This is a genomic window from Streptococcus sp. Marseille-Q7156 (assembly GCF_965119495.1).
In genome coordinates this window covers 981,418-1,003,077 of record NZ_CBCPLU010000001.1, presented here as the reverse complement: position 1 = coordinate 1,003,077, position 21,660 = coordinate 981,418, and the positions used below count along the sequence as shown (strand labels likewise).

General features: G+C 39.7%; 22 protein-coding genes. 20 read left to right on the top strand and 2 right to left on the bottom strand.

The features are described from left to right. Position 1 precedes the first annotated feature (1 nt). Complete coding sequence (tacF, locus tag ACWPV5_RS04680; RefSeq protein WP_454382575.1) at positions 2–1,489, bottom strand: type IV teichoic acid flippase TacF; 1,488 nt, start codon at positions 1,487–1,489, stop codon at positions 2–4. Positions 1,490–1,824: 335 nt separating this feature from the next. On the opposite strand from tacF, the gene ACWPV5_RS04675 reads away from it, so the two are divergent. From ACWPV5_RS04675 to dprA, 6 genes are all read left to right on the top strand, one after another. Beyond that, on the top strand, positions 1,825–2,532 hold the full coding sequence (locus ACWPV5_RS04675; RefSeq protein ID WP_000638495.1) for an IspD/TarI family cytidylyltransferase: 708 nt from the start codon (positions 1,825–1,827) through the stop codon (positions 2,530–2,532). Between the two features lie 4 nt (positions 2,533–2,536). Then, positions 2,537–3,559: a ribitol-5-phosphate dehydrogenase gene (locus tag ACWPV5_RS04670; protein WP_000609896.1), complete on the top strand. Its 1,023-nt coding sequence runs from the start codon at positions 2,537–2,539 to the stop codon at positions 3,557–3,559. 16 nt (positions 3,560–3,575) lie between these two features. Further along, positions 3,576–4,445 (top strand): phosphotransferase, encoded by an 870-nt coding sequence (locus ACWPV5_RS04665; RefSeq protein ID WP_454382572.1) that lies wholly within the window; start codon positions 3,576–3,578, stop codon positions 4,443–4,445. Further along, complete coding sequence (locus ACWPV5_RS04660) at positions 4,435–5,313, top strand: DMT family transporter (RefSeq protein ID WP_000791830.1); 879 nt, start codon at positions 4,435–4,437, stop codon at positions 5,311–5,313. Before ACWPV5_RS04665 ends, ACWPV5_RS04660 begins: the two co-directional genes overlap by 11 nt. Before the next feature lie 11 nt (positions 5,314–5,324). Further along, positions 5,325–6,014, top strand: a complete 690-nt coding sequence (locus ACWPV5_RS04655; protein WP_000643974.1) for a sugar phosphate nucleotidyltransferase — start codon at positions 5,325–5,327, stop codon at positions 6,012–6,014. 89 nt (positions 6,015–6,103) lie between these two features. Then, complete coding sequence (gene dprA, locus ACWPV5_RS04650) at positions 6,104–6,952, top strand: DNA-processing protein DprA (RefSeq protein WP_219966734.1); 849 nt, start codon at positions 6,104–6,106, stop codon at positions 6,950–6,952. Here the strand turns inward: dprA and ACWPV5_RS04645 are convergent. After that, positions 6,949–7,095: a hypothetical protein gene (locus tag ACWPV5_RS04645; protein WP_261043094.1), complete on the bottom strand. Its 147-nt coding sequence runs from the start codon at positions 7,093–7,095 to the stop codon at positions 6,949–6,951. The two genes, dprA and ACWPV5_RS04645, sit on opposite strands and share 4 nt — an antisense overlap. 126 nt (positions 7,096–7,221) lie before the next feature. Between ACWPV5_RS04645 and topA the strand changes: the two genes are divergently transcribed. The 14 genes from topA to ACWPV5_RS04575 all read left to right on the top strand — a co-directional run bounded on the left by topA (position 7,222) and on the right by ACWPV5_RS04575 (position 21,594). Further along, a complete protein-coding gene (topA, locus tag ACWPV5_RS04640; RefSeq protein ID WP_454382569.1) occupies positions 7,222–9,309 on the top strand; it encodes a type I DNA topoisomerase in 2,088 nt (695 codons plus the stop codon). A 97-nt stretch (positions 9,310–9,406) separates the two neighbouring features. Next, positions 9,407–9,553 (top strand): hypothetical protein, encoded by a 147-nt coding sequence (locus ACWPV5_RS04635; RefSeq protein WP_261070685.1) that lies wholly within the window; start codon positions 9,407–9,409, stop codon positions 9,551–9,553. A gap of 12 nt (positions 9,554–9,565) precedes the next feature. After that, positions 9,566–9,925: a YbaN family protein gene (locus tag ACWPV5_RS04630; protein ID WP_001237214.1), complete on the top strand. Its 360-nt coding sequence runs from the start codon at positions 9,566–9,568 to the stop codon at positions 9,923–9,925. 93 nt (positions 9,926–10,018) lie between these two features. After that, positions 10,019–10,651 carry a copper homeostasis protein CutC gene (locus ACWPV5_RS04625; RefSeq protein WP_454382566.1) on the top strand — a complete coding sequence of 211 codons (633 nt, stop codon included), beginning with the start codon at positions 10,019–10,021 and terminating at the stop codon, positions 10,649–10,651. 43 nt (positions 10,652–10,694) lie between these two features. Further along, complete coding sequence (locus ACWPV5_RS04620) at positions 10,695–11,351, top strand: MmcQ/YjbR family DNA-binding protein (RefSeq protein ID WP_454382564.1); 657 nt, start codon at positions 10,695–10,697, stop codon at positions 11,349–11,351. A 313-nt stretch (positions 11,352–11,664) separates the two neighbouring features. Further along, entirely contained in the window at positions 11,665–13,227 is a 1,563-nt protein-coding gene (locus ACWPV5_RS04615; RefSeq protein WP_454382562.1) for a 2-isopropylmalate synthase, read from the top strand. Between the two features lie 11 nt (positions 13,228–13,238). Next, on the top strand, positions 13,239–14,276 hold the full coding sequence (leuB, locus tag ACWPV5_RS04610; protein ID WP_261070683.1) for a 3-isopropylmalate dehydrogenase: 1,038 nt from the start codon (positions 13,239–13,241) through the stop codon (positions 14,274–14,276). Beyond that, positions 14,273–14,542: a DUF1294 domain-containing protein gene (locus tag ACWPV5_RS04605; protein WP_219966729.1), complete on the top strand. Its 270-nt coding sequence runs from the start codon at positions 14,273–14,275 to the stop codon at positions 14,540–14,542. Before leuB ends, ACWPV5_RS04605 begins: the two co-directional genes overlap by 4 nt. A 3-nt stretch (positions 14,543–14,545) precedes the next feature. Further along, on the top strand, positions 14,546–15,928 hold the full coding sequence (gene leuC / locus ACWPV5_RS04600; RefSeq protein WP_219966728.1) for a 3-isopropylmalate dehydratase large subunit: 1,383 nt from the start codon (positions 14,546–14,548) through the stop codon (positions 15,926–15,928). Between the two features lie 9 nt (positions 15,929–15,937). Continuing rightward, positions 15,938–16,531 (top strand): 3-isopropylmalate dehydratase small subunit, encoded by a 594-nt coding sequence (gene leuD / locus ACWPV5_RS04595; RefSeq protein ID WP_173307285.1) that lies wholly within the window; start codon positions 15,938–15,940, stop codon positions 16,529–16,531. Between the two features lie 27 nt (positions 16,532–16,558). Continuing rightward, positions 16,559–17,338 carry an L-threonylcarbamoyladenylate synthase gene (locus ACWPV5_RS04590; protein ID WP_000160498.1) on the top strand — a complete coding sequence of 260 codons (780 nt, stop codon included), beginning with the start codon at positions 16,559–16,561 and terminating at the stop codon, positions 17,336–17,338. Between the two features lie 163 nt (positions 17,339–17,501). Continuing rightward, positions 17,502–19,130 (top strand): McrB family protein, encoded by a 1,629-nt coding sequence (locus tag ACWPV5_RS04585; protein WP_454382558.1) that lies wholly within the window; start codon positions 17,502–17,504, stop codon positions 19,128–19,130. After that, positions 19,117–20,433, top strand: a complete 1,317-nt coding sequence (locus tag ACWPV5_RS04580) for an McrC family protein (protein ID WP_219966949.1) — start codon at positions 19,117–19,119, stop codon at positions 20,431–20,433. The genes ACWPV5_RS04585 and ACWPV5_RS04580 overlap by 14 nt, the downstream gene beginning before the upstream one ends. A gap of 174 nt (positions 20,434–20,607) precedes the next feature. Further along, entirely contained in the window at positions 20,608–21,594 is a 987-nt protein-coding gene (locus ACWPV5_RS04575; protein ID WP_000931164.1) for a GMP reductase, read from the top strand. Positions 21,595–21,660 lie beyond the last annotated feature (66 nt).

The window sequence follows — 21,660 nt, the reverse complement described above, 5'->3', positions numbered from 1 at the left end:
CCTATGATCTTTTGAATTTATTTTTTAAGGCTAGGACATGGTTTAAAAATTCATAGAAAATGCTATCTTTGGTGAAGGCAAGTAGACCAATATAAGAGATGGCTGATAGCAAGACAATCAAACCAGTATTAATCAAAAATGGCAAATTAATGACCATATCCACGGGATACAAGAAATTAATCAGGAAATAAATTCCTACAAAGGAAAGTGAAAAGAGCGAGTATCGAACAGTATAGCTAAAGATATGTCCTAAGTGGATGAGTTGTTTTCTATGGATGAAAATGATATAGAAAACAAGTAGAGAGGCCTCTGATAGCATAGTTGTCAGTAAGTAGTATTCAGGAGCTACGATATGGTTGAAAAAGAGGAGACTATTCAAGCCCAAATTGAGCAGTCCTGCAAAGACTGTGTAGACTGTGATACGTTTTTCATAACCATTTGTAAAGAGAATTTGGGAACCAAGAATGGTATCTAAGGCCAGGATAATCGTACGAAAAGCGAAGAGAGAGGTTAAGATACCGCCTCCGATATATTTTTCACTACCGTAAAGTAGGATGGCATTTGGTCCTAAAACCATGAGCCCAAAACTTAAAGGAATGATAAAGAAGTTAAAGATTCGACTTCCTCTATTAACCAGAGAAACATAGGCTTCTTTGTCTCCTTTACCCAAATAGTAACTGAGACGAGGCACACTCACTCCAATTGCACCTGTTACAACCCCAGCTATAACAGTCACAATTCGTTGAGCCATGGTATAGTAACTAACGTTGACATCAATCCCTGTTTTAACGAGGAAGAGACGGTCCAAAAAAGTGAAGAGCATATTGGCATTAGCAAAGACCAACATGGCTGTTAGAGGGAGAAAGAGTGGTTTGAAATCACTTATGTGAATCTTAACAAGCTTAATGTCTCTTTTAATCCAAAAATAACTAATCAGATAGTTAATCAGTGTCGATAAACTCATCACAAGTGTATAGATAACAATATCGTGTTCATTTTTGACAAACAGGAAAATAGATACCAGCATCAGGATACGGATGAAGGCAGTCTTGTAAAAGAGAAAACTGTAATTTTCCAGAGCTTCATTAACCCATTCGATTGAAAAAATCTGGGCAATGAGTTGAATCCCCATAACAAGGTAGACCTTTTTGATGATTGGATTATCTGTAAAGAAGAGAGGATAGGCAAGGATATAGACAGCGGTAGTCAAAATCGTACAAGCTATGCACAAATAAAAAAGACTAGAGAAGGTTCTATTCAGATCTTTTTTGTTATCCTTGACATTGCTGATGGCTCGTAAACCGTAGTTATAGACCCCATAAGTTGCAAAGGGTAAGAAAAATGACAAAATTGTGTCGACTGAGTTGAAGTAACCATAGTCAGTACGGTCCAAGACACGTGCGACATAGGTACCAGTTAAGATGGGAAAAATAATATTCAAGACACGAATTCCCATGTAAGATAGAGCATTTAATTTTATACTTTTCATTCAATTTACCTCGTTTTTCATTATATCATAAAGTTAGCTAATAAGAAATGAAGGGCAGTAAGTCAAGCGATTCCTTTGAAGTTTCAAAGCTTAATTTTAAGTTTTCTTTAAGGAAAGTATATTATTCTGAAGAACTCTAAAATTTCACAGCCATTTATTAGTAATCGCTATAGAATTCCTGGTCATTACTAGAAATGGACTAGCTTCTTTGAAGATATAGAATTGCTTAATCCTCCTATTCTAGAACGGGAGGTCCGGTATTTCTTTCATGATAGGACTAGATTGTGGTATAATAGAGAGAATAAGTTTTTTTAGTAAGACAAAGGAGAAAATAGATGATTTATGCAGGAATTCTTGCCGGTGGAACTGGCACACGCATGGGAATCAGTAACTTGCCAAAACAATTTTTAGAGCTAGGTGATCGACCTATTTTGATTCATACAATTGAAAAATTTGTCTTGGAACCAAGTATTGAAAAAATTGTAGTTGGGGTTCATGGAGACTGGGTTTCTCATGCAGAAGATCTTGTAGATAAATATCTTCCTCTTCATAAGGAACGTATCATCATTACAAAGGGTGGTGCTGACCGCAATACAAGTATTGAGAAAATCATTGAAGCCATTGATGCTTATCGTCCGCTTACTCCAGAGGATATCGTTGTTACCCACGATTCTGTTCGTCCATTTATTACACTTCGCATGATTCAGGACAATATCCAACTTGCCCAAAATCATGACGCAGTGGACACAGTAGTTGAAGCGGTTGATACTATCGTTGAAAGTACCAATGGTCAATTTATTACAGATATTCCAAATCGTGCTCACCTTTATCAAGGACAAACACCTCAAACATTCCGTTGCAAGGACTTCATGGATCTTTACGGTTCTCTCTCTGCTGAAGAGAAGGAAATCTTGACAGATGCATGTAAAATCTTTGTGATCAAAGGAAAAGATGTGGCCTTGGCCAAAGGTGAATATTCAAATCTAAAAATTACAACCGTAACAGATTTGAAGATTGCAAAAAGTATGATTGAGAAAGACTAGTAAAATGATTAATCAAATTTATCAACTAACTAAGCCTAAGTTTATCAATGTCAAATATCAGGAAGAGGCTATTGACCAAGAAAATCATATCCTTATCCGTCCCAACTACATGGCTGTCTGTCATGCGGATCAGCGTTACTACCAGGGAAAACGTGATCCCAAGGTTTTGAATAAAAAGCTTCCAATGGCAATGATTCACGAGTCATGTGGAACCGTTATTTCTGACCCTACAGGAACCTACGAAGTTGGTCAAAAAGTTGTCATGATTCCTAATCAGCCTCCTATGCAGAGTGATGAAGAATTCTATGAGAACTACATGACAGGGACCCATTTCTTGTCTAGTGGATTTGATGGCTTTATGAGAGAGTTTGTTTCTCTCCCTAAAGACCGTGTGGTGGCTTATGATGCTATTGAAGATACGGTTGCAGCGATTACAGAGTTTGTCAGTGTCGGCATGCACGCTATGAATCGTCTATTGACCCTTGCTCATAGCAAGCGGGACCGAATTGCTGTTATCGGAGATGGAAGTTTAGCTTTTGTGGTTGCCAATATTATCAACTATACTTTGCCAGAAGCAGAGATTGTGGTTATTGGTCGTCATTGGGAAAAGTTGGAACTTTTCTCATTTGCCAAAGAATGCTATATTACTGATAATATTCCTGAAGATTTGGCCTTTGACCATGCTTTTGAGTGTTGTGGTGGTGATGGTACTGGACCAGCCATTAATGACTTAATTCGCTATATTCGTCCTCAGGGAACGATTCTCATGATGGGTGTTAGCGAGTATAAAGTCAATCTCAATACACGCGATGCCTTAGAAAAAGGCTTGCTCTTGGTTGGTTCCTCTCGTTCTGGTCGCATTGATTTTGAAAATGCCATCCAAATGATGGAAGTCAAGAAATTTGCAAATCGTCTTAAAAATATCCTTTATCTAGAAGAACCTGTAAGAGAAATTAAAGATATTCACCGTGTCTTTGCAACCGATTTAAACACAGCCTTTAAAACCGTGTTTAAGTGGGAAGTATAAGTGCTGGAGGTTAATTGTGGAGAAAATCATTAAAGAAAAAATTTCTTCCCTACTTAGTCAAGAAGAGGAAGTCCTCAGTGTTGAACAACTGGGGGGAATGACCAATCAAAACTATTTGGTCAAAACAACAAATAAGCAATACATCGTTAAGTTCTTTGGTAAAGGGACAGAAAAGCTGATCAATCGTCAAGATGAAAAGTACAATCTTGAACTACTTAAAGATTTAGACCTAGATGTAAAAAATTATCTTTTTGATATTGATGCTGGTATCAAAGTAAATGAGTATATCGAATCTGCGATTACGCTTGATTCAACGTCAATCAAGACCAAATTTGACAAAATTGCTCCAATATTACAAACTATTCATGCATCTGGTAAGGAGTTAAGAGGAGAATTTGCTCTTTTTGAAGAAATCAAAAAATACGAATCCTTGATTGAAGAGAAAATCCCTTATGTCAACTATGAAGCTGTTCGAGAAGAAGTCTTCTCCTTAGAGAAAAGACTGGCTGACTTAGGTGTTGACAGAAAATCTTGTCATATCGATTTGGTGCCTGAAAACTTTATCGAGTCACCACAAGGACGACTTTATCTGATTGACTGGGAATATTCATCAATGAACGATCCAATGTGGGATTTGGCTGCCCTCTTTTTAGAGTCTGAATTCACTCGTCAAGAGGAAGAAGACTTCTTGTCTCACTATGAGAGTGAGCAAACACCTGTCTCTCGTGAAAAGATTGCAATCTATAAAATTTTGCAAGATGCTATTTGGAGTCTATGGACAGTCTACAAAGAAGAGCAAGGTGCAGATTTTGGTGACTATGGTGTGAGTCGTTACCAAAGAGCTGTTAAAGGTTTGTCATATTATGGAGGTTCAGATGAAAAATAAAAATGGAGTTTCTTTTGGTCTACTCTCAGGTATTTTCTGGGGTTTAGGTCTAACGATTAGTGCTTATATCTTTTCGATTTTTACAGATTTGTCGCCCTTTGTGGTGGCCGCTGCTCACGATTTCTTGAGTATCTTTATCTTACTAGCTTTTCTCTTGGTAAAAGAAGGAAAAGTTCGTCTCTCAATTTTCTTAAATATTCGCAATGTTAGTGTTATCATCGGAGCCTTGCTAGCAGGCCCTATCGGTATGCAGGCCAATCTTTATGCGGTTAAGTATATCGGAAGTTCCTTAGCTTCATCTGTATCGGCTATTTACCCTGCGATTTCAGTTTTATTGGCTTTCTTCTTTTTGAAGCACAAGATTTCGAGAAATACTGTGTTTGGGATTGTCTTGATTATTGGAGGGATTATTGCTCAGACCTATAAGGTAGAACAGGTCAATTCCTTCTACATTGGCATTCTCTGTGCTTTAGTTTGTGCCATTGCATGGGGAAGTGAGAGTGTTCTTAGCTCTTTTGCCATGGAAAGTGAATTGAGTGAAATCGAAGCCCTCTTAATCCGTCAAGTAACTTCATTCTTGTCCTATCTTGTGATTGTGCTCTTCTCTCATCAGTCATTTGCAGAAGTGGCCAATGGACAATTGCTAGGTCTTATGATTGTCTTTGCGGCCTTTGATATGATTTCCTACTTGGCTTATTATATCGCTATCAATCGCTTGCAACCAGCCAAGGCTACAGGTCTTAACGTGAGTTATGTAGTTTGGACTGTCTTGTTCGCAGTTGTTTTCTTGGGTGCACCGCTAGATATGCTGACAATTATTACGTCACTTGTCGTTATTGCTGGAGTTTATATTATTATTAAAGAATAAAGGAGATTCGTGTGAAAGCCATCATCTTAGCAGCGGGATTGGGAACTCGCTTGCGTCCTATGACTGAAAATACCCCTAAAGCCTTGGTTCAGGTTAATCAAAAACCTTTGATTGAATACCAAATTGAGTTTCTCAAAGAAAAAGGAATCAATGACATTATCATCATTGTTGGTTATCTTAAAGAACAATTCGATTACTTGAAAGAGAAATACGGTGTTCGCCTCGTTTTCAATGATAAATACGCTGACTACAATAACTTTTACTCTCTCTATCTTGTAAAAGAAGAGTTGGCTAACAGCTATGTTATTGATGCGGATAACTATCTCTTCAAAAATATGTTCCGCAATGATTTGACACGTTCGACTTATTTTAGTGTTTATCGTGAAGATTGTACCAACGAATGGTTCTTGGTCTATGGAGATGACTACAAGGTTCAAGACATTACTGTTGATAGTAAGGCAGGTCGCATCCTTAGTGGTGTATCCTTCTGGGATGCTCCAACTGCAGAAAAGATTGTCAGCTTTATCGATAAGGCTTATGCAAGTGGCGAATTTGTTGATCTCTACTGGGACAATATGGTTAAGGATAACATCAAAGAGCTAGATGTCTATGTTGAAGAACTAGAAGGCAATAGCATCTATGAGATTGATAGTGTCCAAGACTATCATAAATTAGAAGAAATTCTTAAAAACGAAAATTAAAGATTCCAACATCTGGCTAAAATAGTCGGATGTTTTTTTTGATTTTTTTACGAATAAATAGATGACTAGAAAAAGAAATGGAGATATTTATGAAAATCACAAACTATGAAATCTATAAGTTAAAAAAATCAGGTTTGACCAATCAACAGATTTTGAACGTTCTAGAATACGGTGAAAATGTTGATCAAGAACTGTTGTTAGGTGATATTGCAGAAATTTCAGGTTGCAGAAATCCAGCTGTTTTTATGGAACGTTATTTTCAGATAGACGATGCGCATTTGGAGAAGGAGTTTCAAAAATTTCCATCTTTCTCCATTTTAGATGACTGTTATCCTTGGGATTTGAGTGAAATATATGATGCGCCTGTACTTTTATTTTACAAGGGAAATCTTGACCTCTTGAAATTCCCTAAGGTAGCAGTCGTAGGAAGTCGTGCTTGTAGCAAACAGGGAGCTAAGTCAGTTGAAAAAGTCATTCATAGCTTGGAAAATGAACTGGTTATCGTCAGTGGATTAGCCAAGGGGATTGATACAGCAGCTCATATGGCAGCTCTTCAGAATGGCGGAAAAACCATTGCAGTGATTGGAACAGGACTGGATGTGTTTTATCCTAAAGCCAATAAACGTTTGCAAGACTACATCGGCAATGATCATCTGGTTCTCAGTGAGTATGGACCTGGCGAACAACCTCTAAAATTTCATTTTCCTGCCCGTAATCGCATCATTGCTGGACTTTGTCGAGGTGTGATTGTAGCAGAGGCTAAGATGCGCTCAGGTAGTCTCATTACCTGTGAGAGAGCGATGGAAGAAGGGCGCGATGTTTTTGCTATTCCTGGTAGCATTTTAGATGGACTATCAGACGGTTGCCATCATTTGATTCAAGAAGGGGCAAAATTGGTTACAAGTGGGCAGGATGTTCTTGCGGAATTTGAATTTTAATACTCTTCGAAAATCTCTTCAAACCACGTCAGCGTCACCTTTCCGTAGGTATGGTTACTGACTTCGTCAGTCTCATCTGCAACCTCAAAGCAGTGCTTTGAGCAACCTGCGGTTAGTTTCCTAGTTTGCTCTTTGATTTTCATTGAGTATAAGACGAAATTTCGCTTACTAGATAAACTTTTCTTCTATATATTGGAGCTAAGTCTTGACAGTTATGGCAAAATGGTTTACACTTTATAAAGTTTATTACTTTGAAAAGGTGTGATACTGTGGCTACGGCAACAAAAAAGAAAAAATCAACAGTTAAAAAAAATCTAGTAATCGTGGAGTCACCTGCTAAGGCCAAAACGATTGAAAAATATCTCGGCAGAAACTACAAGGTTTTAGCCAGTGTCGGGCATATCCGTGATTTGAAGAAATCCAGTATGTCCGTCGATATTGAAAATAATTATGAACCGCAATATATCAATATCCGAGGAAAAGGTCCTCTTATCAATGACTTGAAAAAAGAAGCTAAAAAAGCTAATAAAGTTTTTCTCGCGAGTGACCCGGACCGTGAAGGAGAAGCGATTTCTTGGCATTTGGCCCATATTCTCAACTTGGATGAAAATGATGCCAACCGTGTGGTCTTCAATGAAATCACCAAGGATGCGGTCAAAAATGCTTTCAAAGAGCCACGCAAGATTGATATGGACTTGGTCGATGCCCAACAGGCACGCCGTGTCTTGGACCGCTTGGTAGGGTATTCGATTTCGCCTATTTTGTGGAAGAAGGTCAAGAAGGGCTTATCAGCAGGGCGCGTACAGTCCATTGCGCTTAAGTTAATCATTGACCGTGAAAATGAAATCAATGCCTTCCAGCCAGAAGAATATTGGACAATTGATGGTGTCTTTAAAAAGGGAACCAAGCAATTTCAGGCTTCCTTCTATGGAGTGGATGGTAAAAAGCTAAAACTGACTAGTAATGATGAGGTCAAGGAAGTCTTATCTCGTCTGACTAGTAAAGATTTTTCAGTGGATCAAGTAGATAAGAAAGAGCGCAAACGCAATGCTCCATTACCCTATACCACTTCATCTATGCAGATGGATGCTGCCAATAAAATCAATTTCCGTACTCGAAAAACCATGATGGTTGCCCAACAGCTCTATGAAGGAATTAATATCGGTTCTGGTGTTCAAGGTTTGATTACCTATATGCGTACCGATTCGACTCGTATCAGTCCTGTAGCGCAGAATGAAGCAGCAAGTTTCATTACGGACCGTTTTGGTAGCAAGTATTCTAAGCATGGTAGCAAGGTCAAAAATGCTTCAGGAGCTCAGGATGCCCACGAGGCTATTCGTCCGTCTAGTGTCTTTAATACACCTGAAAGCATCGCTAAGTATCTGGACAAGGACCAGCTCAAGCTCTATACCCTTATCTGGAATCGTTTTGTGGCTAGCCAGATGACAGCTGCTGTCTTTGATACTATGGCTGTTAAATTGTCGCAAAATGGAGTTCAATTTGCTGCCAATGGTAGTCAGGTTAAGTTTGATGGTTATCTTGCCATTTATAATGATTCTGACAAGAATAAGATGCTACCAGATATGGCTGTTGGAGATGTGGTTAAACAGGTCAATAGCAAACCAGAGCAACATTTTACTCAACCGCCTGCCCGTTATTCTGAAGCGACCCTTATCAAGACCTTGGAGGAAAATGGAGTTGGACGTCCGTCAACCTACGCGCCAACCATTGAAACCATTCAGAAACGTTATTATGTTCGCCTTGCAGCCAAACGCTTTGAACCGACAGAGTTGGGAGAAATTGTTAACAAGCTCATCGTTGAATATTTCCCAGATATCGTAAATGTGACCTTTACAGCTGAAATGGAAGGCAAGCTGGATGATATCGAAGTCGGAAAAGAGCAGTGGCAACGTGTTATAGACTCCTTTTACAAACCATTCTCTAAAGAAGTGGCCAAGGCTGAAGAAGAAATGGAAAAAATCCAGATCAAGGATGAACCAGCTGGATTTGATTGTGAAGTGTGTGGCAGTCCAATGGTTATTAAACTTGGTCGTTTTGGTAAGTTCTACGCTTGTAGCAATTTCCCAGATTGCCGTCATACCCAAGCAATCGTGAAAGAGATTGGTGTTGAGTGTCCAAGTTGTCATCAGGGACAAATCATTGAGCGTAAAACCAAACGTAACCGCCTCTTCTATGGTTGCAATCGCTATCCAGACTGTGAATTTACCTCTTGGGACAAGCCTGTTGGTCGTGACTGTCCAAAATGTGGCAACTTCCTCATGGAGAAAAAAGTCCGTGGTGGTGGCAAGCAGGTTGTATGTAGTAATGGCGACTACGAAGAAGAAAAGATTAAATAAGAGGAGAGTCCTGAAAGTTAATTTCAGGCTCTTTTGGTTAGAACTTGACAAAATTCACCATTGTATGCGAAACTAGAAGAAGATTATTTTATACTCAATGAAAATCAAAGAGCAAACTAGGAAGCTAGCCGCAGGCTGCTCAAAGCACTGCTTTGAGGTTGCAGATGAGACTGACGAAGTCAGGAACCATACCTACGGTAAGGCGACGTTGACGCGGTTTGAAGAGATTTTCAAAGAGTATTAACTAGGAGAAATTATGCGTCTTATCTATCTAATTATTGGTTTTTTATCACTGGCCTTGGCTATTGTTGGGGTTGTTTTACCCTTGTTGCCGACAACGCCTTTTCTTTTGTTGTCTATTGCTTGTTTCTCTAGAAGTTCCAAGCGCTTCGAAGATTGGCTTTATCATACCAAGCTCTATCAAGCATATGTGGCTGATTTTCGCGAGACTAAGTCTATTGCGCGTGAACGTAAGAAAAAAATCATCGTTTCTATCTACATCTTGATGGGAATTTCCATTTATTTTGCCCCTCTCTTACCAGTCAAAATCGGTCTGGGAGCCTTGACTATCTTTATCACCTATTATCTCTTCAAGGTCATTCCAGACAAAGAATAAGTAAAATTTGTAACTATTTCCCTTGATAAAATTGAAAGCATATTCACAACAATATGATATAATAAATTTAAAGTAATCTTCAAGGAGAATCAAATGATTTACGAATTTTGTGCTGAAAATGTGACCTTGCTTGAAAAAGCGATGCAGGCTGGAGCTCGTCGAATCGAACTCTGTGATAATCTTGCAGTTGGTGGGACAACACCCAGCTATGGAGTGACTAAGGCAGCGGTTGAACTGGCAGTTAACTATGATACGACCATTATGACTATGATTCGTCCACGTGGTGGTGACTTTGTTTATAATGATATGGAAATTGCTATCATGCTGGAAGATATTCGTTTGACTGCTCAGGCTGGAAGTCAAGGGGTTGTATTTGGAACTTTAACTGCTGATAAGAAGTTGGATAAGCCTAATCTTGAAAAGTTAATTGCTTCATCAAATGGAATGGAAATTGTCTTCCACATGGCCTTTGATGAATTGAGCGATGAAGATCAACTAGAAGCTATTGACTGGCTCAGCCAAGCTGGTGTCACTCGTATTCTGACTCGTGCTGGTATGTCTGGAGACTCACTAGAGAAACGTTTTGCTCACTATCACAGAATTTTGGAACATGCTAAAGGTAAAATTGAAATTTTACCAGGTGGGGGGATTGACTTGGACAACCGTCAAACCTTTATCGACCAGCTAGGTGTGACACAATTGCATGGAACCAAGGTTGTCTTTTAAAAAATAGAAAGGAACTGCTAGCTTTTGGTAGCAGTTTTCACTTATGTTTGAAATTTTTAAATCCTATCAGTTTAATCAAGAAAAGGCTCGTGCCTATGGTTTTGTAGAAAATAGTGGAGTCTGGACCTATAGTTGCCAGATTTTGCAGGGTGATTTTGTCATGACTGTGTCCATCAGTGCTGATAATGTGAACTTTCAAGTCTTTGACCAGGAGACTGGTGATCTCTATCCTCAAGTTCATATGGAAAGCATGAGGGGAAGTTTTGTCGGAAATGTCCGTGAGGCTTGTTTGGAGATTCTTTACCAGATTCGGAAGGCTTGTTTTGAGGTACAGGATTTTATCTGCCCTCAGACTAAGCGAATCATGACTCAAGTTCAGGAAAAGTATGGTAATCAGTTGGAGTATTTGTGGGAGAAATCGCCTGATACAGCAGTGTTAAGACACGAAGGAAATAAAAAGTGGTATGCCGTCTTGATGAAAATCTCTTGGGATAAGCTGGAAAAGGGCAGAGAAGGTTTAGTCGAAGCAGTCAACCTCAAACATGATCAAGTAGTGGATCTGCTTTCACAAAAGGGCATTTATCCAGCTTTTCATATGAATAAACGTTACTGGATTAGTGTGGCGCTTGATGATACTTTATCAGATGAAGAAGTACTAGAATTGATAGAAAAAAGTTGGAACTTAACTTCTAAAAAATGAAACATTTCAAGGATTTTCAATAACTTTCAATTAGCTAAATATCCTATACTGAAGAAATTTTCAGAAAATATTTGATTTTTTCTTGACAAGTGCTTTTGCCTATGCTAAAATACTAAACAAGATATCAAACGAAGGAGAAAGTCAAACATGAAAACAGCTAAGTTTAATCAATTTGCTTTGTTGTTGAGGTACTCGGGCTAGTGCAAAAAGCATTAGTCCTGTTTGGCTTACCAAGCGGGAGTGAATCAACATCTCGCTTGGACTTCTAAGCGAGATGTTTTTTTAAAACCATATTTGGAAAAGGGGAAATCTTATGAGAACAGTTGAATTTCTAGATACCAGCCTTCGGGATGGAGAACAGACACCGGGTGTTAATTTTTCAATAAAGGAAAAAATTGCCATTGCAAGGCAGCTGGAGAAATGGGGCATTTCAGCAATTGAAGCTGGTTTTCCAGCGGCTAGTCCAGACTCATTTACGGCAGTTCAGGAGATTGCTAAGGCATTGAAGAAAACAGCGGTGACTGGCTTGGCACGCTCTGTCAAGTCTGATATCGATGCTTGTTATGAGGCCCTCAAGGACGCCAAGTTTCCACAAGTTCACGTCTTTATTGCTACCAGTCCGATTCACCGCAAGTATAAGCTCAATAAGAGCAAGCAAGAGATTTTGGAAGCTATTAAGGAGCATGTTTCTTATGCCCGTTCTAAATTTGAAGTGGTCGAATTCTCTCCTGAGGATGCGACTAGAACAGAGTTGGATTTCCTCTTACAAGTTGTTCAAACAGCGGTTGATGCAGGTGCAACTTATATCAATATCCCTGACACGGTAGGATTTACCACGCCAGAGGAGTACGGAGCTATCTTCAAATACTTGATTGAGAATGTTAAGACGGATCGCCAGATTATCTATTCGCCTCACTGTCATGATGATCTTGGAATGGCAGTCGCTAATAGCCTTGCTGCCGTCAAGAATGGGGCAGGACGTGTCGAAGGAACCATCAATGGTATCGGGGAGCGAGCTGGTAATGCAGCTTTGGAAGAAATAGCAGTGGCGCTCAATATTCGCCAAGATTACTATCAAGCAGAAACTAGTATTGTTTTAAATGAAACCATCAATACGTCAGAAATGATTTCTCGCTTCTCAGGAATTCCAGTTCCTAAAAACAAGGCTGTGGTCGGTGGCAATGCCTTCTCTCACGAATCTGGTATTCACCAAGACGGAGTCCTTAAAAATCCTCTTACCTATGAAATCATAACCCCTGAATTAGTCGGTGTTAAGAGTAATAGCCTCCCACTTGGAAAATTGTCTGGTCGCCATGCCTTTGTTGAGAAACTAAGAGAATTGGCCCTAGACTTTACAGAAGAGGACATTAAACCACTCTTCGCTAAGTTCAAGGCACTGGCCGACAAGAAACAAGAAATCACAGATGCAGATATTCGTGCTCTGGTAGCTGGAACCATGGTTGAAAACCCTGAAGGATTCCACTTTGATGATTTACAACTGCAAACTCATGCTGATAATGATATCGAAGCGCTCGTAAGCCTAGCCAATATGGATGGTGAAAAAGTCGAATTTAATGCGACAGGGCAAGGTTCCGTTGAAGCGATCTTTAACGCTATAGACAAGTTCTTTAACCAATCTGTCCGCTTGGTGTCCTATACCATTGATGCGGTAACCGATGGAATCGATGCCCAGGCTCGGGTCTTGGTCACTGTTGAAAACAGAGATACAGAAACTATCTTTAATGCAGCAGGTCTTGATTTCGATGTGTTGAAAGCTTCGGCTATTGCCTACATCAATGCCAATACCTTTGTTCAAAAAGAGAATGCTGGTGAGATGGGACGCAGTGTTTCTTACCGCGATATGCCTAGTGTGTAAAGGAGAAGGCTATGACAAAGAAAATAGTAGCTCTAGCAGGGGACGGAATCGGTCCAGAAATCATGGTGGCTGGGTTAGAGGTTCTGGAAGCTCTAGCTGAAAAAACAGGCTTTGACTATGAAATAGACAAACGACCTTTTGGAGGTGCTGGAATTGATGCAGCAGGCCATCCTTTACCTAGTGAAACCCTCAAAGCATGTAGAGAAGCAGATGCCATTCTTCTAGCGGCTATCGGTAGTCCTCAGTATGATGGAGCAGCGGTTCGGCCTGAACAAGGCTTGCTTGCTCTCCGTAAGGAACTCAATCTTTACGCTAATATTCGCCCTGTAAAAATCTTTGACAGTCTCAAGCATTTGTCACCTCTCAAACCAGAACGAATTGCTGGGGTTGACTTTGTCGTTGTGCGGGAGTTGACAGGCGGGATTTATTTTGGGGATCATATCCTTGAAGAGCGCAAAGCGCGTGATATTAACGACTATAGCTATGAGGAAGTAGAGCGGATTATTCGCAAGGCCTTTGAAATTGCAAGAAATCGCAGAAAAATTGTTACTAGTATCGATAAGCAAAATGTTCTAGCGACATCAAAACTCTGGCGGAAAGTAGCTGAGAAGGTATCACAGGATTTTCCAGATGTAACCTTGGAGCACCAGTTGGTGGACTCAGCTGCCATGCTCATGATTACCAATCCTGCTAAGTTTGATGTCATCGTGACAGAAAATCTTTTCGGAGATATTCTCTCTGATGAATCAAGCGTTCTATCTGGCACACTTGGAGTTATGCCATCAGCCAGTCATTCTGAAAATGGACCAAGTCTCTATGAACCTATTCACGGTTCAGCACCTGATATTGCTGGTCAAGGAATTGCCAATCCTATCTCCATGATTTTATCAGTGGCCATGATGTTGAGAGATAGTTTTGGACGTTATAAGGATGCGGAGTGTATCGAGCATGCTGTTGAGGCAAGTTTGGCAGCTGGTGTTTTAACAAGAGATATAGGTGGACAGGCTTCGACTAAGGAAATGACGGAAGCTATTATTGCAAGGTTATGAAGTTAGATGAAAAAATTACTCTTGCCCTCTTGATTTGGAATGTCATGATTTTCATCATTTATGGCATTGACAAATCCAAGGCGAGGAGAAGAGCTTGGCGCATTCCTGAGAAAATCTTACTTATTTTAGCCTTTACTTGTGGTGGTTTTGGTGCCTGGCTAGCAGGAATCATCTTTCACCACAAGACTCGAAAATGGTATTTTAAAACAGTTTGGTTTCTCGGGATGGTGTCCACACTAGTAGCCTTATATGTTATTTGGAGGTAATGGATGGCAGGAAAATCGATTTTTGATAAATTATGGGACCGCCATGTCATCACAGGTGAAGAGGGGCAGCCCCAACTCATGTATGTGGACCAGCACTATATTCACGAAGTGACCAGTCCACAGGCTTTTCAAGGATTGCGAGACGCAGGTCGCAGATTAAGACGACCAGACTTGACATTTGGAACCTTTGACCACAATGTCCCGACGGTCAATATCTACGATATTCGAGATGTCATTTCCAAGGCTCAAATTGATAAGCTGGCTGAAAATGTTGAGGAGTTTGGGATTGAACATGCGGCCCATGGTTCTGAAAAACAAGGAATTGTTCACATGGTTGGACCAGAAACTGGACGGACTCAACCAGGAAAATTCATCGTCTGTGGAGATAGTCACACAGCAACCCACGGAGCTTTCGGAGCGATCGCTTTTGGAATTGGGACCAGTGAGGTCGAACATGTCTTTGCGACACAGACCCTCTGGCAGGTCAAACCCAAGAAAATGCTGGTGGAATTCACTGGTGTTCCTCAAAAAGGAGTTTATTCCAAGGATTTCATTTTAGCTTTGATTGCCAAGTACGGCGTTGCTTGCGGCGTTGGCTACGTGGTGGAATATCGTGGACAAGCTATTGATGCACTGAGCATGGAAGAGCGCATGACCATCTGCAATATGTCCATCGAGTTTGGATCTAAGATGGGAATCATGAATCCGGATCAAACCACCTATGATTATCTCAAGGGACGGGAATGTATTCCTGAGGACTTCGAAGAGGCTGTGGCGGATTGGAAGACCCTTGTCAGTGATGAGGATGCTGTTTATGATAAGGTTATCCAGATGGATGTTTCAGACTTGGCTCCCATGGTGACTTGGGGAACCAACCCTGCTATGGGGGTTGACTTTGACAGTAGCTTCCCAGAAATCAAAGATATGAATGATGAGCGAGCCTACAATTACATGGACTTGGAGCCTGGTCAAAAGCCAGCAGATATTGAACTAGGTTATATCTTTATCGGCTCTTGTACAAATGCTCGTCTCAGCGACTTGCAACTGGCTGCGCGATTTGTCAAAGGAAAGAAAATAGCCCCCAATCTAACGGCTATCGTGGTTCCGGGCTCTCGTCCTGTCAAACGAGCTGCTGAGAAGTTGGGCTTGGACAAGGTTTTCCTAGACGCTGGTTTTGAGTGGAGAGACCCAGGTTGTTCTATGTGCCTAGGGATGAATCCGGACAAGGTTCCTGATGGTGTCCACTGCGCTTCAACCAGCAACCGCAACTTTGAAGACAGACAGGGCTTTGGTGCTAAGACCCACCTCTGCAGTCCAGCCATGGCAGCAGCAGCAGCTATTGCAGGGCGCTTTGTAGATGTTCGACAAATGCCAGAAGCTCAGTAAGGAGAGGATATGGAGAAATTTACAGTTTATACGGGAACGACCGTTCCTCTCATGAATGATAACATTGATACCGATCAAATCCTACCTAAGCAGTTTCTCAAGTTAATTGATAAAAAAGGCTTTGGTAAGTACCTCATGTATGCTTGGCGTTATTTGGATGACAAGTATACTGAGGACCCAGACTTTGTTTTTAACCGACCTGAATATCGGAAAGCTAGTATTCTCATCTCAGGGGATAACTTTGGGGCAGGATCGTCCAGAGAACACGCAGCTTGGGCTCTAGCTGACTATGGTTTTAAGGTTGTGATTGCAGGATCTTTCGGTGATATTCATTACAATAATGAACTCAATAATGGCATGTTACCTATTGTTCAGCCCAGAGAGGTTAGAGAGAAACTAGCCCAGCTAAAACCAAGTGATCAGGTAACTGTGGACTTGGAACAACAAAAAATCATCTCACCAGTTGGAGAATTCACTTTTGAAATTGATAGCGAGTGGAAACACAAGCTCTTAAATGGTTTGGATGATATCGGTATTACCTTGCAGTATGAAGATTTGATTGCTGCTTATGAAAAACAACGGCCAGCCTACTGGCAGGATTAGAAGAAAAATAGAAAAGGAAATAGAACTATGACAAAACACATTCAATGGAACGGAACACTTTCACAAGAAGGCTATGACATTTTAAAAGGTGAAGGCGGATGTATCGTTTGCCCTACAAAAGTTGGTTACATTATTATGACTAGCGACAAGGCAGGACTTGAGCGCAAGTTCGCAGCTAAAGAGCGTAACCGTAACAAACCAGGTGTTGTTCTCTGCGGTAGCATGGATGAGCTTCGCGCTTTAGCACAACTCAACCCAGAAATTGAAGCCTTTTACCAAAAACATTGGGACGAAGACATTCTTCTTGGTTGTATCCTTCCTTGGAAACCAGAAGCTTTTGAAAAACTCAAAGCTTATGGGGATGGGCGTGAAGAACTTATGACTGACGTGCGTGGTACTAGTTGTTTTGTTATCAAGTTCGGGAAAGCAGGTGAACAATTGGCTGCCAAACTTTGGGAAGAGGGCAAGATGGTCTACGCCTCATCAGCAAACCCATCTGGAAAAGGAAACCGAGGTAAGGTAGAAGGTATCGGAGAACGCATCGAAGGCGCAGTGGACCTTGTTATCGAGGCAGATGACTACGTGGCATCCATCCAACCTGACAAAACGATTGAAACTCGCTACGAGCAAGGCGTGATGGTCTCTATGGTCGATAAGGACGGAAAACTCATCCCAGAACAAGGAGGAGCACGTTCAACTTCACCAGCTCCAGTTGTGATCCGCAAAGGGCTTGACATTGATAAGATTATGATGCACCTGTCAGACACCTTTAACTCATGGGACTACCGTCAGGGAGAGTATTATTAAGATAAAAAAGAAGTCTAGTAGTATGAGGAAATAAAGTCTCTACACTAGGCTTTTTCTTTAGAAATTCTTTTCTTTTTCTATAGAATATGGTATTCTATTTATAAAATATATGTTAATAAGTAATGCTAATATTTAAACATCATTAGTAAAAGGGGTTAGATTGATGAATAAAAGAAAAGTTAGTTTAGAAGATTTTTATAAATGGTATAGTCTAAATAAAGAAGAGTTATTAAATAAGGCAACTGCTGGTGAAAAGTTTAATGATAAATTAAAAGAAGAGTTTCTCCAGGAATGGTCTTTGAATAGGATTTTAACAATGTCAATCGATGAATATGTAATAGGAAAGGGACAGCAAAATAAGTCTTTATGCTACGCTCTTGAGAAGGGAAAATACAAAAATCTATTTCTTGGAATTTCTGGTGGCTCAGCTTCAAAATTCGGGATTTATTGGAATGAAAAAACAAAGAGTTATAAAGATCAAGGTAATAAAGTCATTCCGCTTTCAGAGTTGGATCAGCGATTTTCAAAATTAAAATCAGATTTGTATGAAATTATCAAAGAAGGTATTCGTTTTAACTTTGAAAATCCTATTTTTGATATGAAAAGATCAACAAATGAATTTATTGGTCGTTCTGCTATGGTGACAAAATTACTTTGTATATATTCTGAGGGAAATCCTTTCTTTGGTGTAAATATTAATAGTCAGAAAGAATTTTGGAGCCACTTTGTTTCTCAGACAAATCAAGGTGGACCTTATCTGCAAAATCATAAAATAATTGAACTGGTGTCCAAAACTTATCCTGAGTTGGAGCCATCGAAATTAGGAACTATGCTTTTTGAGTATTCTAAGCTTTTTATGGAAAATAGTACAATGGATCCATCAAACAATTTTCGTCATCAATTAACTCAATCTCTATTAAAGTCTCCAAATCTTATCCTACACGGTGCGCCAGGTACGGGAAAAACTTACCTTGCTAAAGAAATTGCTGTGGAGTTAACAAATGGTAATAAAGATCAAATCGGCTTTGTACAGTTTCACCCTTCCTATGATTATACGGATTTTGTAGAGGGGTTGAGACCGGTATCAAATGGGGATAGAGCTATTGAGTTTAAGCTCCAAGATGGCATTTTTAAGAAGTTTTGTCAGAAAGCTAGAGACGCTAAGAAAACCGGAGGTCAAGATAATTTTGTCTTCATCATCGATGAAATCAACCGTGGTGAGATTTCTAAGATTTTTGGAGAACTTTTTTTCTCAATTGATTCTGACTATCGTGGCGAAAAGGGAAGTGTTTCTACCCAATATGCTAATCTACACGAAACTGATGATAAGTTTTATATTCCTGAAAATGTCTATATCATCGGGACTATGAACGACATAGACCGTTCAGTAGATACCTTTGATTTTGCTATGCGTCGTCGTTTCCGATTTGTTGAAGTTACGGCTGAAAGTCAACTTTATATTCTAGATAAAGAACTAGGTGAGCGTGCTGAAGAAGCTAAGACTCGACTAAGAAACTTGAATGCTGCAATTGAAAATGTTCAGGAATTAAACAGTCATTATCATATCGGGCCAAGTTATTTCCTGAGGTTAAAAGAAGTAAAATTTGATTATGAATTACTCTGGTCTGATTATCTCCAACCGCTTTTGGAAGATTATGTACGTGGTTCTTATGATGAAGCTGAAACTCTAGAAACATTGAAAAAAGCATTCGATCTGACAAAGAATGAGCAAAAAGATCAGGCGGTAGCTGATAACAATGAAGGCGATGAAAACGATGATGCGGATCACTGATAATCAACACAAGATTGTTAAAGAAGAATTTGTTGAAGAATATCCTAAACTAAGCAATCTTCTTTTAGATAGAAACTTGGAAAGTCTATCCCAAGATGAACGTATTTTCATTTTTCCAAATGATTTGAAGAATTCTCCTGACTTAGAGAAGGACCAAAAAATCTTTGAAACAGTTAATCAGAAAATCAAGACTGGAAATGTGATTGGTTTTCTGGGGTGTGGTCAGGAGAGATTAACGATTTCTTCTCGTTTTTCTGATGAAAGTAACGACCATTTTTTACATTATCTTTTACAAAAGGTTCTTCATATCAATCTCACTAGTTTAGATGTAGCTTTGTCGCGTGAAGATAAACTCTATCAACTTTTGATGTATCTCTTTCCCAAGTATCTTCAAGCTGCTCTCCGAAAAGGTCTTTATAAGGAATACCAGAGATTTTCTCATAACGACAGTCATGTTAAGGGAGTGATTGATGTAAGAAACCATCTCAAGAAAAACCTTCCTTTCACGGGAAATATTGCCTACACAACGAGAGAGTTCACCTATGATAATCCTCTTATGCAGTTGGTCCGTCATACTATTGAATACATTAAGAACCAGAAAAGTATTGGTCAAGGGGTACTAGATAATCTCTCAACTAGTCGTGAAAACGTAGCTGAAATCGTGCGTGTAACGCCCTCTTATAAACTAGCTGATCGTGCTAAGATTATTCGGGGAAATCAATCTAAACCTATACGTCATGCATACTTTCACGAGTACAGAAAGTTACAAGAACTTTGTCTGATGATCCTAAACCAAGAAAAGCACGGCTTAGGGTATCAAGATCAAAAAATTCATGGTATTCTTTTTGATGTTGCCTGGCTTTGGGAAGAGTATGTTCATACCTTGTTGCCAAAAGATTTCATCCATCCACGGAATAAAGAAAAGCTAGGTGGTATTTCGGTATTTTCTGTTGGGAAACGGAAAGTATATCCAGATTTTTATGATAGAGAACGAAAGATTGTTCTAGATGCTAAATATAAAAAACTAGAGTTCACTGAAAAAGGGATCAACCGTGAGGACTTGTTCCAGCTGATTTCCTATTCTTATATTTTAAAAGCTGAGAAGGCTGGTCTTGTTTTTCCGAGCAAGGACAAGGTTGTTGATAATGAGATAGGAAAGCTAGCAGGTTATGGAGCTTTGTTGAAGAAATTGTCTATTCAAATTCCTCAGAAGTCTTCATCTTATCGTGAATTTTGTGAAATGCTAGAAAACTCTGAAGAAGCTTTTAAAAGGAATATTACTAAATCAGTGGAGAGAAAATAATCTCTCCTCTTTCTTTTGTTATTTCTACAAGAAAAACCGAACGATATATTTTAATTTATAAAATTATTTGACAAAAACCTTACTTTGATTTATAATTAATTAAGGAAACGTCGGAAAAAGGCGTAGTGATGCGAGAGCATAGGTAGGTCATTACAAAAGAAACGAGACATCGAGATGTTAAATGAATTTCCAATTTTTGATTACGAAGATATTCAATTGATTCCAAATAAATGTGTCATTAAAAGCCGTGCAGAAGCTGATACAAGTGTCACTCTAGGAAATCACACCTTTAAACTACCTGTTGTGCCAGCTAATATGCAGACGATTTTGGATGAAAATGTAGCAGAGCAACTGGCTAAAGGTGGTTACTTCTACATTATGCATCGTTTTGATGAGGCAGGGCGCATTCCTTTCATTAAACGCATGCACGATCAAGGGCTCATTGCTTCTATCTCTGTCGGTGTTAAGGATTATGAGTATGATTTTGTCAGCCAGCTCAAGGCTGATGCTCCGGAATACATCACGATTGACATCGCTCATGGTCATGCAGATAGCGTGATTTCTATGATTCAACACATCAAGAAAGAATTGCCAGATACTTTTGTTATTGCTGGAAATGTAGGAACACCAGAAGCGGTGCGTGAATTGGAAAATGCTGGTGCGGATGCTACTAAGGTCGGAATCGGACCTGGTAAGGTTTGTATTACCAAGGTTAAGACTGGTTTTGGTACAGGTGGTTGGCAGTTGGCTGCTCTCCGTTGGTGTGCCAAGGCTGCACGTAAACCGATTATCGCTGATGGAGGAATTCGTACTCATGGTGATATTGCCAAGTCTATCCGCTTCGGTGCTAGCATGGTCATGATTGGTTCCCTCTTTGCAGGACATATCGAAAGTCCAGGGAAAACAATTGAAGTTGATGGTGAACAATTCAAAGAATACTATGGTTCAGCTTCCCAATACCAAAAAGGAGCTTATAAAAACGTCGAAGGAAAACGTATCTTACTTCCTGCTAAAGGTCATCTGCAAGACACTTTAACTGAGATGGAACAAGATCTTCAAAGTGCTATTTCTTATGCAGGTGGACGTCAGGTTGCTGACCTTAAACACGTTGATTATGTTATCGTGAAAAACTCCATCTGGAATGGGGATGCTTCCCACTAAGACGGGCTATCTCACTAGAAAAAAACTTGTTATTAGAGCAAATTTTTGTTATAATAAAACAAGTTT